At 53.3% G+C, this 13,333-nt stretch carries 14 protein-coding genes; 2 read left to right on the top strand and 12 right to left on the bottom strand.

Going from position 1 to position 13,333, the window contains the following annotated elements; translation table 11 throughout:
• Nucleotides 1-28 precede the first annotated feature (28 nt).
• Both priA and HZA73_04380 read left to right on the top strand, forming a co-directional pair.
• Nucleotides 29-2,401 carry a primosomal protein N' gene (gene priA / locus HZA73_04385; protein MBI5805265.1) on the top strand — a complete coding sequence of 791 codons (2,373 nt, stop codon included), beginning with the start codon at nucleotides 29-31 and terminating at the stop codon, nucleotides 2,399-2,401.
• Nucleotides 2,402-2,516: 115 nt separating this feature from the next.
• Entirely contained in the window at nucleotides 2,517-2,786 is a 270-nt protein-coding gene (locus tag HZA73_04380; GenBank protein MBI5805264.1) for an HU family DNA-binding protein, read from the top strand.
• A 74-nt stretch (nucleotides 2,787-2,860) separates the two neighbouring features.
• On the opposite strand, the gene HZA73_04375 is transcribed toward HZA73_04380, so the two are convergent.
• The 12 genes from HZA73_04375 to HZA73_04320 all read right to left on the bottom strand — a co-directional run bounded on the left by HZA73_04375 (nucleotide 2,861) and on the right by HZA73_04320 (nucleotide 13,311).
• Complete coding sequence (locus HZA73_04375; protein MBI5805263.1) at nucleotides 2,861-3,451, bottom strand: DedA family protein; 591 nt, start codon at nucleotides 3,449-3,451, stop codon at nucleotides 2,861-2,863.
• Nucleotides 3,448-3,924: a 2-C-methyl-D-erythritol 2,4-cyclodiphosphate synthase gene (locus HZA73_04370; GenBank protein MBI5805262.1), complete on the bottom strand. Its 477-nt coding sequence runs from the start codon at nucleotides 3,922-3,924 to the stop codon at nucleotides 3,448-3,450. Before HZA73_04370 ends, HZA73_04375 begins: the two co-directional genes overlap by 4 nt.
• On the bottom strand, nucleotides 3,921-4,595 hold the full coding sequence (gene ispD, locus HZA73_04365; protein MBI5805261.1) for a 2-C-methyl-D-erythritol 4-phosphate cytidylyltransferase: 675 nt from the start codon (nucleotides 4,593-4,595) through the stop codon (nucleotides 3,921-3,923). Before ispD ends, HZA73_04370 begins: the two co-directional genes overlap by 4 nt.
• Entirely contained in the window at nucleotides 4,596-5,024 is a 429-nt protein-coding gene (locus tag HZA73_04360; GenBank protein ID MBI5805260.1) for a GNAT family N-acetyltransferase, read from the bottom strand.
• A 131-nt stretch (nucleotides 5,025-5,155) separates the two neighbouring features.
• Complete coding sequence (radA, locus tag HZA73_04355) at nucleotides 5,156-6,532, bottom strand: DNA repair protein RadA (GenBank protein ID MBI5805259.1); 1,377 nt, start codon at nucleotides 6,530-6,532, stop codon at nucleotides 5,156-5,158.
• Between the two features lie 57 nt (nucleotides 6,533-6,589).
• A complete protein-coding gene (locus HZA73_04350) occupies nucleotides 6,590-8,248 on the bottom strand; it encodes a glycosyltransferase (GenBank protein ID MBI5805258.1) in 1,659 nt (552 codons plus the stop codon).
• Nucleotides 8,249-8,314: 66 nt separating this feature from the next.
• Nucleotides 8,315-9,154 carry an MCE family protein gene (locus tag HZA73_04345; GenBank protein MBI5805257.1) on the bottom strand — a complete coding sequence of 280 codons (840 nt, stop codon included), beginning with the start codon at nucleotides 9,152-9,154 and terminating at the stop codon, nucleotides 8,315-8,317.
• A 46-nt stretch (nucleotides 9,155-9,200) separates the two neighbouring features.
• Nucleotides 9,201-10,265 carry a hypothetical protein gene (locus HZA73_04340; GenBank protein ID MBI5805256.1) on the bottom strand — a complete coding sequence of 355 codons (1,065 nt, stop codon included), beginning with the start codon at nucleotides 10,263-10,265 and terminating at the stop codon, nucleotides 9,201-9,203.
• Nucleotides 10,266-10,303: 38 nt separating this feature from the next.
• Nucleotides 10,304-10,954 (bottom strand): phosphatase PAP2 family protein, encoded by a 651-nt coding sequence (locus tag HZA73_04335; GenBank protein MBI5805255.1) that lies wholly within the window; start codon nucleotides 10,952-10,954, stop codon nucleotides 10,304-10,306.
• Between the two features lie 10 nt (nucleotides 10,955-10,964).
• Entirely contained in the window at nucleotides 10,965-11,876 is a 912-nt protein-coding gene (locus HZA73_04330) for a 4Fe-4S binding protein (GenBank protein MBI5805254.1), read from the bottom strand.
• A gap of 266 nt (nucleotides 11,877-12,142) precedes the next feature.
• Nucleotides 12,143-12,712, bottom strand: a complete 570-nt coding sequence (locus HZA73_04325) for a hypothetical protein (GenBank protein MBI5805253.1) — start codon at nucleotides 12,710-12,712, stop codon at nucleotides 12,143-12,145.
• The gene (locus tag HZA73_04320) at nucleotides 12,709-13,311 is read right to left on the bottom strand and encodes a hypothetical protein (GenBank protein MBI5805252.1); all 603 of its coding nucleotides are present in this window, start codon (nucleotides 13,309-13,311) and stop codon (nucleotides 12,709-12,711) included. The genes HZA73_04325 and HZA73_04320 overlap by 4 nt, the downstream gene beginning before the upstream one ends.
• Between the last annotated feature and the right edge of the window lie 22 nt (nucleotides 13,312-13,333).

The raw sequence follows: 13,333 nt of genomic DNA, 5'->3' as shown, positions 1-13,333 counted from the left end.
CTACCAAGCATAAAATAAAATCATCGTTTTGTCAAGTGCCAATTTAAAATACGCCGAAGTGGCTCTGCCGCTGCCTGGAAGCCGTCCCTTTACTTATGAGGTCCCGGAGAAAATGTCTGACAGCATTTGCCCGGGGATGCGGGTGCGGGTTCCTTTGGGCAGCCGGGAGATGATGGGCTATGTGGTAGCTCTGTCCGGAAACACCAATCACAAAGCCAAACTTATATTGGAAATCCCTGATCAGGAGCCAGTATTAACTCCAGGCCTGCTGGAACTTACCGGCTGGGCCGCTTCTTATTACGGCTGCGCCTGGGGCGAGGCCATCCGGGCCGCCCTGCCTCCGGGGCTGGCTGCCAGGCAAAAGGCGCTGATCTCCCTTAGGGAAAAGGCAGTGAGCGGTGATGAAGAGTTGGAAGACTTGGGCCTGTTGAATCTGCTAAAGGAACGGGGAGAGACTGCTGAATATTATCTCCTTCAGCGTTTTGGTTTCGGGATCAAACAGGTGATCAACCGGCTGGCGGCCAAAGGAACTCTGGAAAAAAGGCTGGCCTGGCAAAAAACAGTTATGGCCAAAAAACAAAGATGGCTGGTTTTCAACGCTCTGGCAGAACTCCCGGCCCGGGCTCTCAAACAAAGAGCGCTGCTGGAAAAGTTAAGCCGGGAAAAGGAAATACACCCGGCCGGGATTTTAAACGGCCAGACCGCAGCCGCAGCATTGGTAAAAAAAGGTTTGGCCCGCTGGGAGAGCCGCCAGTCGTTCAGGTTGCCCCTGACTGACTATGCTGAAACAACCAAAGCCGAACCAGTCCTGACCGGTGAACAATCCCAGGCTCTGGAACTGATCAGCCGGGATCTGGAACAAAGAAAATTCAGGGTGAACCTGATTCACGGCGTTACCGGTAGCGGCAAGACAGAACTCTACCTTCAGGCTGCCCGGCAGGCAATCAAATCGGGACTTTCGGTGCTGATACTGGTTCCGGAGATAGGGCTGACATCGCAGATGATATCCCGGGCCCAGTCCAAGCTGGGGCAGGTGGCTCTGTGGCACAGCGGGATGAGCCAGGGCGAAAGGCTGGATACTTGGGAAATGGTAAGGCAGGGAAAAGTGCGGGTGGTGGTGGGAACACGTTCGGCGGTCTTTGCCCCGCTAAAATACCTGGGCCTGATAGTGGTGGACGAGGAGCACGATCCTTCGTACAAACAATCGGACGCCCGGCCGTATTATCACGCCAGGGACCTGGCCATTGTAAGGGCCAAGGCCGAAGAGGCCACGGTAATACTGGGCTCGGCCACCCCCTCGGTGGAAAGCTATCACAAAGCAGTAGCCGGAAAATTCAGACTGTTCAGTTGGGAAAAGAGGGCGGGAAAGTCAAAACTGCCGCAAGTTGTCTTGGTAGACCTGAAATCCCAGCTATCGGGGTCGGGCCTTATTTCGGCTCAATTGGAACAGGCCATCGGGGAGACTTTAAATAATAAAAATCAGGTGATGCTGCTTTTAAACCGGAGGGGTTTTGCTCCTTATGTCCAGTGCCGCCGCTGCGGGCAGATCGTCAATTGTCCCAATTGCAGCATCAGCCTGACCTATCATCTTAAGGGTCCCAAGATGCTCTGTCATTACTGCGGATATACCCGTAGACCAGTGGATGCATGTCCGGCCTGCCATTCTGGTGATTTTGTTTTCAACGCCAAAGGGGTTCAGGGGCTGGAAGAGGAGCTTGAGAAAAAGTTTCCCAAAGCCGGAGTGCTGCGGATGGACGCCGATACCACAGTGCGCAGAGGGGCGCATCAACGTTTGCTGCAGAGCTTCTACAATAAGGAAGCCATGATCCTGCTGGGAACCCAGATGATAGCCAAGGGGCATGATTTTCCAGGGGTCTCGCTGGTGGGCATTATCAACGTGGACGACATATTGGGCCTGCCCGATTTCAGGTCGCAGGAAAGGGCCTTTCAACTGGTCTCCCAGATGGCCGGCCGGGCCGGCCGGGGCGAACAGTCAGGGCTGGTGATGGTTCAGACCAGGCTTCCCGATAATCCGGTGATGGTCTGGGCCAAAGATCACGACTATCTCGGATTTTGGAAACAGGAGACCAAGGACCGTATGGAACACTGCTATCCACCGTTCTCCCATCTGGCCTTGATAACGGTCTCGGCCGGCCAGGAACAGCAGGGGATGAGCTTTGCCGGTGAGATGGGTAAGCAGGCGCAGGGCTTCAAAGGCGAGGCCGAATTGCTGGGACCGGCCCCTTCCCCGGTGTTCCGCCTTAAGGGAAGGTACCGCTGGCAGCTTCTGATTAAAGCTCCCCGGCCCTCGGCCCTGCAGTCTGCGATAAGGTGCCTGGATCTCCCGTTGCCCCCCGGCGTCAGAATCAGCGTAGAGATTGATCCAGTGTCGTTGTTTTAAAATATTTAAAATATTTCAAAAAAAGTCTTGACGGCAAATGGCGTAAATGCTATACTAATAGCGTTAACGAAAACAACAGTTCTAATTTTATAAAGCGAAAGGAGGGATATCAGTAATGAATAAATCGGAGTTAATCGAGATTGTCGCAAAAGAAACTTGCACCAAGGTCGAGGCAGCCAAAGCCGTCAGCGGCGTGTTTGATGCCATCGCCAAAGCTTTGAAGAAAGGCGACACGGTTACTTTGGTGGGATTCGGAACTTTCTCGGTCAAGAAAAGAAAGGCCAGGATCGGACGCAATCCCCAGACCGGCAAAGAGATCAAGATCGCTGCCAAGAAGGTCCCGGCTTTCAAGGCCGGCAAAGAACTAAAGGACACCGTGAGATAATTTCTCCAAAATAAAAAGCCCTCCCGCAATGGCGGGAGGGCTTTTTATTTTACAATGCTGCCGTCAGCAGAGTTCTATTTTATCAGTTTTTTGGTGACCAGGGCCGAGACCAGGCTCAAGGCCAGCAGGGACATCACCACTATGATTATGACGTTGACGAATTGCTTGGCCTGGGCGCCGAAGAAAATACCCAGGCAGAACAGCAGCCCATACCACAGGGCGATCCCGGGCAGGCCGTAAAGCAATACCTTTTTAAAACTGTAGCCGGTCAATCCAGCAATCAAAAACCCGAAGGAGCGGCCGCCTACCACGGCCCGGTTCAGAGCCAGGATCAGGTTTCCGTATCTGGCAAAATGACCTTCCATCAGGATAAGCCTGGAGGGCGAAAGAAAGGGGCGGGGCTTGGATAGAAAATAGTCCCGGCCTTTTTTAATTCCGATCCAATAAACCAAAAGGGCGCCCAGCGATCCCCCCAGAAAAGCCGACAGGAATCCGGGAAACCAGTGAAGCTGATTCTGGCCCACCAGTATGGCGCAAAAGATGACCACCACATCGCTGGGGGCGGGAGGAAAAACGCCTTCCAGAAAGGTGGCAGTAAAAATGGTCAGATAGGCCCACCAGCCGCCCTGGGAGGCCAGAGTATTGGCCAGTTGCTCCATGCTCATTTGATCGTCTCCAGCAGGCAGACCGCCTGGGCCCAGATGCCCCGGCCTTTCCCGATGTCGTCCAGTCCTTCGTTGGTAGTGGCTTTTACCGAGACCTGCGATGACCTTAGCTTCAGGGCGGAGGCAAGGTTTCTCCGCATGGCCGTGATGTGGGGAGCCAGCCTGGGCGCTTCGGCCGCGATCATGCAGTCAATGTTATTGATGGTATAACCTGCCTTTCGGGTCAGTATTAAAACATACTTTAATAATATCAGGCTGGAGATATCCTTGTAGCGCTTGTCGGTGTTGGGGAAATGCTGTCCGATGTCGCCCAGGGCCGCTGCTCCCAGCAGGCTGTCGGCAATGGCATGGCACAGCAAATCGGCGTCGGAGTGCCCCAAAAGCCCCTTGGGATAAGGGATGGTTACCCCGCCCAAGGTCAGCTTGCGGCCTTTGACCAGGCGGTGGATGTCGTAACCAAGTCCTATTCTCATTTTTTCTTTTTTAACAGCCATGACGCGATCTCCAGGTCTAAAGGTGTTGTTACTTTGATATTTCCATCGTTTCCGGGGACGATGCGGACCTTTACCTTGATCATTTCCACCAACTGACTGTCGTCGGTGGCGGGGATATTTTTCCGGTTAAAATGGGATCTTTGCAGAACCGGCATTTTAAACCCCTGGGGGGTCTGAGCCCGCCATAATTGGGAGCGGTCCACCGTACCGGTGATCCTGCCGCCGCTGGTTTTCTTGATGGTGTCGGTGACCGGGGCGGCCAGGATAGCGGCCCCGTGCTTTTCGGCGGCCCTGGCCACGGCTGTTATCTGCTCCGCCCGGATAAGGGGCCGGGCGGCGTCGTGGATCAAAATGACCCTTAACCCCGGGGCAACCATGTTCAAACCGGACCGGACCGAGTCCAGCCGTTCTTTGCCGCCGGATACGATGGCCGAAAGTTTGGAGTATTTGCCGAAATACCTCAAACCGTTGATCTGATAGAAGGCCGGTTTCACCAGAATGATCTCCGCAACGCTTTGGCATTCCTGAAAGGCCTGCAGGGAATATTCCACCATCGGTTGTCCGTTCAACCTGACAAAAGCCTTGGGAACCCCAGCCCCCAGCCTTACTCCGCTGCCGGCGGCCACGATGATGGCAGATACATAAGGCATTTAGATGTGATCTCCGTTTCTTTTGGTAAGATACAAGATGTCATTGTGGACCTTATATCCCATCTTCTGGGCCAGCTTCAGCGAAGCGGTGTTGTACTCGTGGATCAGCAGTCCGAATATCTTGATGCCGCGTTTTCTCAATGCCTTTTCTCCGGCCATGGTCAGTTTTTGGGCCAGGCCATGGCGGCGGTAGTCGGGATCCACCGCGATCCGGTTCAGCCAGCCCTTGCGGCCGTCATGGGAAGCGATGATGGCGCCGGTCATCATGTCCTGCTCAAAGGCTCCTATGAAAAAATCGGGGTTGCAGGCCATCTCTTTGGCGATATGGGCCCGGCTGTCGCGGCCTTTGGGCTTGGCGGGCAGTTTGGCCCGGTCCCAAAGACGGATCAGCTCGGGATAGTCTTTGATGGTAAGTTTTCTGATCTTCATTCAGTCCTCTCATTAAATAACATTCTGTTATGCCACAGAGATATTGCGGCACAGAGGAAAACTAAAATCAACGTCAATAATTATTTGCTAAGAACATGGACGAAATATTTGTATAAGTGTCAGGCCAGCGTTTATGCTATCAGCGCCTGCAGGGCTTCGGAAAGAAAGCGGACCTCGATCAGCTGGATCCTGGAATTTCCGGCGGCCCGCTGGTTATGGGCCGGGATGATCATCCTTTTGAAACCAAGTTTCTGGGCTTCATTGATCCTTTTGCCCAGCTGGCTGACGCTCCGGATCTCTCCGCCCAGTCCTATCTCGCCGACCACCGCGGTATCGGGGTCGGCGTTCTTGTTCTTGAAGGCCGAGGCCACGGCGGCGGCGATACCCAGATCCACGGCCGGCTCCTCCAGTTTTAAGCCCCCGGCGATGTTGGCAAAGACATCGTGCATTCCCAGATTCAACCCGGCCCGGCGCTCCAGCACCGCCAGAAGCATGGACAGTCTTCTATGATTGAATCCGGTGGGAACCCGCTGGGGATTGCCGTAGGAGGCCGGAGACACCAGGGCCTGGATCTCCACCAGCAGGGGGCGGGTGCCCTCCAGCGAGCAGACCACGGTTGATCCCGGTATTTCCCGGGTGCGCTCCGACAGAAATACTTTTGAGGGATTGGAAACTTCCACCATTCCTGTTTCCTGCATCTCGAAGACTCCGATCTCGTTGGTGGAACCAAAACGGTTCTTGACCGAACGCAGGATCCGGTAGGCGTGGTGCCGTTCGCCCTCCAGATAAAGCACGGTGTCCACCATGTGCTCCAGGGTCCGGGGCCCGGCGATGACGCCCTCTTTGGTGACATGGCCGATCAGAATGGTGGCCACGTTATCCGTTTTGGCCAGCCTCATCAGCTCGGCCCCGCATTCCCGGACCTGCCCCACCGAACCGGGAGCCGAATCCAGGTCGGTCCGGTAGATGGTCTGGATGGAATCCATCACCAAAATATCGGGGGAGAGCTTGCGGACCGTTTCCAGCACGTTCTCCAGAACGGTCTCGGACAACAATAACAAATTGTCCGAGTTGACCTGCAAACGCTGGGCCCTCAGTTTGATCTGGGCCAAAGATTCCTCGCCGGAGACGTAAAGCACTTTTTGGCCGGAAGCGGCCAACTTGTCCACCAGTTGTAAAGTGAGGGTGGACTTGCCGATGCCGGGATCTCCGCCGATCAGGGTCAACGAGCCTGATACCAGCCCGCCGCCGGTGACCCGGTCGAATTCCGAGATGCCGGAGAGCAGGCGCTGGCCGTCCTTCAGCTCGATCTGACTCAGGGTCTGGGGGAGTGAAGGGGCCAGCTGCCGGAAAGCCTTGTTCTTGGCAGGACGGAGGTCGGCCCGCTTGAGCTCTTCCACAAAGGTGTTCCAGCCCTGGCAGGACGGGCACTTGCCGATCCATTTGGAGCTTTCGAACCCGCAGGACTGGCAGACGAAATTGGTTTTGGGGGTGAGCTTGTTTTTCATTTATCGTGTTTCTTTTTATCGGGGCGGGTCTTAGACCCACCCTTACTTTTTCGGGGGTCATAGATCTGAGAGGCTTTTTAGCTTGGCCAGACCGTTAAGGGTAAAATAGGAACCGGGGTCTTCAGTACCGCCGGGATCCACTGCCGTGTTTGTTGCTTTTTCATCCAAACGGCTCAGGCTGTATTGTATGGCTTCGTAATTGACTGACCGCGGCTTTATTCCGGCTTTTAGCAGCCGCCGGAGCAGGTCGAAATATGTCCGGCCGGGGCCGGCCAGTCCCTGGTCATAACCATTGACCCGGTAGAAGTCGCCTTTGAACAGGGAAAAATCGTGATCGTTTGCAAGCGGTTTATCGCCGGCTCCAAGGATATTGGCGCCGCAGGAAAGAGCTAAATTTAACAACCGGTTTATAAAAGGGCTGTAGGAACCGTATTTTACCGTGGAGGGATCGCATTGCCCCTGCCGGAAACACTCATTTTCCAAAGATCTGGAGATAACGGCTTCATTGGTTAATTTGTTTGCCGCCTCTTCCGTTAAGGCGACGGGGCTGCTCCATAAAAAAACGCCTGGTTTGCGCCGGGCATGATGGCGCTCAATGAAACGGTGGTGGAGTATCCGGTCCCCGTTAAGAAAGACCAGATAGTCTCCGCGCGCCATTCTGGCCGCCTGGTTGGCCAAAGCTCCGGTATTGCTGCCGGGGATGCCGGGAACGGTTTGGATGGGGTGTTTGAACGATCTGCGGTATTGATCGGCCAAGCTTTGATATCCCGGTTCTGCTCCGTCGCTGAAATATATGATCTCAAAATCCTGTTCTGATTGACCCTTAAGGCTCAGCAGGGTCTTTTCAAAATAACCGGGCCGGCCTTTGGCGGCAATTATGACCGACACCAGGGGACGCCTCAGGTAATACAGGTCGGGGGCCGTGTAATGCTCGGCCACGTCAGCCAATCTGTTCCAGGTTTCAACCTGCTTGTCTTTGACCCTGGTGGTGGCCTTGATGAAGTGATGGATGAACACGTCGCCCGCCACCGCCGAGGCCTGCACCCGGCCGGTCTCAACCTGGCTCTTGCCGGAACGGATCAGCAGGTCGTAGTCGGCGGAGCTGACCTGCTCATTCCACCTACCGATGATGTCAAAGAACCTCCGGTTGGTAAGGATGGCATTCCCGGCAATACCGGGATAGATGAAACGTTTGAATTTAAGCGCCCGCCTGGCCGTGAATTTGTCCCAGTCGCCGTACATATTCCGGATCAGGGTCCGCAGGTCATTCTTTGTGTAGGCCAATCCCAAATGCGTTTTAAAACGCTGGATCAGATTTACCCGCCGCCATTTCCGCATATAGGCTTTGGTGGCCCTGGCGGTCTCCATGTTCTCGATCCCCACCGGGGAGATGATGTCCAAACCGTATTGTTCCAGGTAATCGATCAGTTTTTTATCCCAGTGTTTTGACAGATACAGGTCGTTGTTCAGAAAGGCCAGATACTGGCCGGTGGATACGTCCAGGCCCATGTTCTGCGCCTTGGAGTAGGCCACGTTTTCCTGGTTGTCGATGACTATGGCGTTGTGATCTTTAAAATACTTGCCGGAGCCGTCGGTGGAATTGTTGTTTATGATGATCAGCTCAAAGGGGTGGAAGGTGTTTTTTATGAGCGATTCATAGAACAGTTTGTTGTATGCCAGTTGATCGTGTATGGCCGTGATGATAGATAATTTCATCTTACATTGCATTAGATATAATATTTCCATAGCCCAGCCCTTAAGGGCTGGGCTATGGATCGTTATTTAGAATATCTCCACCGTCAAATACTTCTTGGGATTGGCCTTGATATCCGCTATCAGATCCTGCAGCTGCTTGTTGGTCTTCTTCATGTCCTCGTATAACTCTTTATTATTCACCAGCTGTCCGGCGGTGCCCTGGCCGGAGTTTATCTTATACGAAATGGAATCCAGGTTGGCGCTGGCCCGGGACAGGCTCTGGATGGTGCTGTCCAGCTTGGCCTTGTTGGGCGAGATCAGCTTGTTTACGTCCTGTACCGTCTGGGTAAGGGCCTGGCGGTTCTGGGAAGCCATCAGGCTAAGCTGCTGGGAGGCCTGGTCCAAATTCTTTAAGGTGGAAGAAACGTTTTTGATGTTCTCCGGAGTGGCCAGGTCGTTTTTCATCCTGCCTATCAGCTGGGCGGCTTCGTTGGCCAGGTAGCCCATCTTGACCATGGTCTCCATCAGGCCGGGGTTGCGGAAGCCGTCGTGGATCTGGGTGATGTCGTAGGGCTGGTCCGAGGTCCCGGGGTAGATGGAGATCTGCTTGTCACCCATCAGGCTGGCGTCGGTCAGCCAGAACTGGGCGTCCTTCTTCAGTTCTACGTCGCTGTCCAGCATCAATGTGGCGATGATGCCGGGCTTGGCCTTGTTGAGGGCGATATCCTTGACCTTTCCCTTGCTGAAGCCGGAGACGGTCACCGGGTCGCCGTTGCGCATGCCGCCGGCGTCCTCAAAGGCGATCTTCACCAGGTAATTATTCCGGCCCACGTCAATGCGGTTGAACCAGAGCAGGGCGGCTATCAGTAGGGCGATGGCGGATAGGACCACCACACCTACTATGATTTCGTTACGGCGATTGGACATTGTCTTTCCCCTAAAAATCAAAAATTAAAAATAGAAAATAAAATAATTAGTATAGACCGATGTAAGAATCATCAATTGTGAAACAGTTCGTTTGTTCGTCAAAGTATAGTACTTCTCGGCGACTCCACTCCCATCCAGTATGAGTTAGTAACATCACCAAATGCCCAGCATTATCGTAATAAAGGCCTTCACATTCAATATTGTGTCCCATCATTTCTGGTTTGCTATACCACTCGTTTAGCCATAGAGAGGTATACTTACCATTAGTATTTTTGCCAAACATTAACATACCAAAAGATCTTATACCTGAAACAGTAAAAAACCAGGCCATATCAGCTAATATCAATTGGGTGTTTGTGCTACTATTTTTTATTTTATAATAATTAATTTCTTTGTTAAAGGTAAACTTGAAAGTATCAGGGTAATGTTGCTTGGATTCTTCATCAAGGTTTACACGAAATGTATCAATCCATATTTTACTCATTCGCGGGTATAGATCATTAGAAATATTCTCAAATAATAAAGAATCACTATTGCTAATAGAGTCTTGAGATAGAATTGCGTATATATTCTTTATTGGTGGAGTATTGTAAATCAAAACGGGGGTATATTGTTTTTTAGAAAAGTTATCCGGTAAGTTTACTGGTTTCGCAGAATATTCAATAAAGTTTCTTTCCGGGTCACCATCATTTAATACGAAAATTATTGAATCAACAATTGAGGTGATAAAATATCCTTCAGGCAAACAAGTCCACACGGTGTCACCAATTGAAAGGGGTGATTGTTCAATTAAATTGGGGTAGAAAACAGCAGTGTTTGTATCTAAAGGTATTTTATCGGATGGTATGTATGCCGAAGCTCTGAAATATAGCTTACCAATGTGCAAACTACCAATCCAGTTGTTGTTCCCTCCACTAATAAATATGATGTTATCTGAATCAGTATTATTTGACGGCAAGTTTTGATTTGAGGTACCTGTATTCGAAGTCAACCTTTTAACTGGTTGGAAAACATACGGTGTAAAGTTTTCTTCAGGTTTAATCGTTTTATATAGAAAATATGTAATAATAAGCAGCAATATTGCTGACGTTATATAAATCAATTTTTTCATTCCAAACACCCGCGTTCTGTTATTGGTTGAGTTTAGAATTACTGTGCAGTATTGCTGTCGGGCGGGGCGGGACTTTCATCCTTATTAAACTTCTTTTGCAGCCAGGTGTCAAACTCGAAATCCAATATCCCCTTCCTGAAATGCAGCACCAGCTTGGCCGTGGCAAAGCCTATGGCCGCGCCGGCCAGGACATCAGACGGATAGTGTCTTCCCAAATAAACCCGGGACAAGGCTACTCCCGCGGCCGCAGTGTAACAGGGTATGGCTATCCTGGGATACTGGTGGGCAAAGACCGTGGCCAGGGCAAAGGCCCCGGTGGAGTGTCCGGAGGGGAAGGAGGAATTGGAGCGCTCGGTAGGCCCTTCGGGCCGCGGCCGGTTGACTGCGTTCTTCATGCCATATACTAGCAGGGCCGAGGCCAGGTCAGCGGTCAGGGCCAGCTTGGCGCTCTGCCGGACCTTCTCACCGCCGAACAGGCCCACCCCGGCGCAGAGGGCAATGCCGATCTCGGCCTCGCCGGCATCGGTCAACAGTTCCATCGGTTTGTCCAGCCAATCCCGCTGCCAGCGTTCATGGATCTGGGTGAACAGCCTCTGGTCTATGCTCTGGGCGATGCCGGGGTCAGAAGAAACAAGCAATAACAACAAGCAAAATGATACTGTTGTTATCTTTGATTTTTTATTTTTCATTTTTTATCTTTTAGAACCTGGTCAGGTCCACGTGTCCCAAGGCTCCCAGCATGGTCACCGCCTTCTGGGGGCAGACCTCGAAGCACAGCCCGCAGCCGATGCACTGGCCCCGGATCACCTTGTGGTGCTCGTTCTTTTTGCCGATGATGCAGTCGGTGGGGCAGACCGGTTTGCATTGTCCGCAGCCGTCGCACTGCAGTCCGATGAAGGCGGTGGGCCGGATGGGTATCCGGTCGATGTAGCTCTTGGGAGGGCACTTGATGACGCAGATGGAGCAGGAGCGGCAGCGCTGGTAGTCGATCTTGGGCAGCGAGCCCTCCCAGCTGACGGCCCCGTAGGGGCAGGCCTCCAGGCAGACCCCGCAGGTGGTGCAGCCGCTCTGGCAGGCTCCGGTGAAGCCTTCGTGCTTGGACTGGTTGCTGCAGGCCAAAAATATCTGCTGGCTCTTGGGCGACAGCTTGAATATCTGCTTGGGGCAGGCCTTGGCGCAGCGGCCGCAGCCCCGGCATTTGGTGAAGTCCACCTTGGGCAGGCCCTGCTTGCCCAGCGAGATGGCCCCGTAGGGGCAGGCGGCCACGCAGTCCCCGAAACGAAGGCAGCCGTAAAGGCACTGGCGGGGACCGCCGAAGGTCAGCATGGCTGCCCGGCAGGTGGAGATGCCTTGATGCTCAAACCGGTCGGCGGACTTGTGGGAATCGCCCTGGCAGATCAGGAAGGAGACCTCGGCTTGCATCCCGGCGTTCTTCTCGGCCCAGAATTCCAGCAGTTTTGAGCGCAGGCTCTCTCCGCCGGGAAGGCACAGACCCAGGTCGGGCTCGCCCTGCTCCAGCCGTCGGGCGTAGCCCAGGCAGCCCTGGTAAGAGCCGCACAGCCCGCAGTTCAAGCCTGGCAAGAGATCAAGTATTATTTGGGAGGTTCCCATAGAAATATTAGAGGTCTCAGTGTTCATGTTGAATGTGCATTAAATGATTATCCACTTTGTTCAGGTAAACATCTCAAAAGTATTCGATCCGCAGATTTCACAGATTTTCACAGATTTATTTATTTAAGCTAATATTTAAATTCAAATAGAATCGTTACCATCATTCGGCTAATGCTCACGACAGCGTCTGCGTTAATAGTTCGGTTGCCACTCACTACAACGTTTGCGGATAAAGGTTCCTGAGTAAGTTGGATAATCAGTTCATATTATTTGATCAGCATCAAAAGGCCTTGAAAGGCGATCCATAAGATGCCCGACGCCAGCAGGAAGGTGGGCCAGCCTTTCAACGGTTTTAGGAACAGCCCGGTCTCCAGCCGGGTCCGCAAGTGCGAAACCAGCACCAGGGAAACCAGGAAACTGGCCGACATTCCCAGCAGGGTCAGGGCCATCAATCCGAACGATTCCGGCGGATATTGCAGCAGCACCAGGGCCGCCGCCAGGGCCGGAAAATTCAAATGGAACACGGGCAGGTTCTGTTCCAGCCGGGGCCAGGGTTTCAACAATCTGGCTAAAGCCAAGTTGAGCCCCGGCATCATCAGCAACAGCAAAGGCAGTTCAAAGGCCGCCATGTTTAACGGGGCGATAACCCGGAAATGCAGCAGCCAGGCCAGCAGGCCGTATGCCAGCATGGTCAAGGCCCCCAGCAGTCCGTAGTAAAAGGCCTGGCGGTGGTTCAGGCTGGCGCCCTGGGCGGCGGTGGGGATCAGCCCCTGGCTGATCCAGGGATTAAGAGCCAGCAGTCCGGTCAGGAATGATAAGGCGAAAGGTGCGGTCATTTTTTGTTTTTAACAAGCAGGTTGAAGATCGCCAGCAGGATCCCGGTCAAGAGGATCCCGCCGAACAGTGTATTGAGCAGGGGCCAGGGGGCCGGGGGGAAAACTCTGAAACCGGCCAGGCGGCCCTGTCCGATCGTTTCCCGGATCAGGGCTATGAACAGCATAACGGCCAGGGTTCCCACCCCGGTTCCGGCGGCATCAAACATGGCCCTGTCAATTGTGGTGTTGTAGGACAGAAGCTGGGCCCGCGAGTACACCAGAGGCGAGGCCGCCAGCAGGGCATACAATATCCGGGTGTTATCCGGCAGGGAGGCAAAGGCCCCGGACAGAAAAACCGCCAGGCCCGACAGCAATATTGAGGAGAGGATCACCTGGGGCCAGAGGGGGACCTTTTTCTGGAACAGCTCGCCCACCGCCGATGAGACCAGGCTGTTGAACAGCAGTAAAAGAAGGACGATGGCTCCCAGAAAAAATGCCTGGCTGACAGTGGCGGTACCGGCCACAGCCAAAAATATGCCGAGTCCGGAGAACATCACCGGATTCTCGGACCAGAGATTTTTCAGGAAAAGCTGTTGTTTGGATTCTGAAGGAAGGCGCATAGAAAATCAGTTTTAAATTTTG

This window comes from candidate division TA06 bacterium (assembly GCA_016235665.1).
Classification (GTDB): Bacteria; Edwardsbacteria; AC1; order AC1; family EtOH8; genus UBA5202.
This window is presented reverse-complemented; position numbering and strand designations above follow the sequence as displayed.

Excerpts from the sequence above, each read along its gene's own strand:
- HZA73_04380 (MBI5805264.1), top strand. The coding sequence starts at position 2,517 with ATGAATAAATCGGAGTTAATCGAGATTGTCGCAAAAGAAACTTGCACC.
- HZA73_04375 (MBI5805263.1), bottom strand. The coding sequence starts at position 3,451 with ATGAGCATGGAGCAACTGGCCAATACTCTGGCCTCCCAGGGCGGCTGG.
- HZA73_04370 (MBI5805262.1), bottom strand. The coding sequence starts at position 3,924 with ATGAGAATAGGACTTGGTTACGACATCCACCGCCTGGTCAAAGGCCGC.
- ispD (MBI5805261.1), bottom strand. The coding sequence starts at position 4,595 with ATGCCTTATGTATCTGCCATCATCGTGGCCGCCGGCAGCGGAGTAAGG.
- HZA73_04360 (MBI5805260.1), bottom strand. The coding sequence starts at position 5,024 with ATGAAGATCAGAAAACTTACCATCAAAGACTATCCCGAGCTGATCCGT.
- radA (MBI5805259.1), bottom strand. The coding sequence starts at position 6,532 with ATGAAAAACAAGCTCACCCCCAAAACCAATTTCGTCTGCCAGTCCTGC.
- HZA73_04350 (MBI5805258.1), bottom strand. The coding sequence starts at position 8,248 with ATGAAATTATCTATCATCACGGCCATACACGATCAACTGGCATACAAC.
- HZA73_04345 (MBI5805257.1), bottom strand. The coding sequence starts at position 9,154 with ATGTCCAATCGCCGTAACGAAATCATAGTAGGTGTGGTGGTCCTATCC.
- HZA73_04340 (MBI5805256.1), bottom strand. The coding sequence starts at position 10,265 with ATGAAAAAATTGATTTATATAACGTCAGCAATATTGCTGCTTATTATT.
- HZA73_04335 (MBI5805255.1), bottom strand. The coding sequence starts at position 10,954 with ATGAAAAATAAAAAATCAAAGATAACAACAGTATCATTTTGCTTGTTG.
- HZA73_04330 (MBI5805254.1), bottom strand. The coding sequence starts at position 11,876 with ATGGGAACCTCCCAAATAATACTTGATCTCTTGCCAGGCTTGAACTGC.
- HZA73_04325 (MBI5805253.1), bottom strand. The coding sequence starts at position 12,712 with ATGACCGCACCTTTCGCCTTATCATTCCTGACCGGACTGCTGGCTCTT.
- HZA73_04320 (MBI5805252.1), bottom strand. The coding sequence starts at position 13,311 with ATGCGCCTTCCTTCAGAATCCAAACAACAGCTTTTCCTGAAAAATCTC.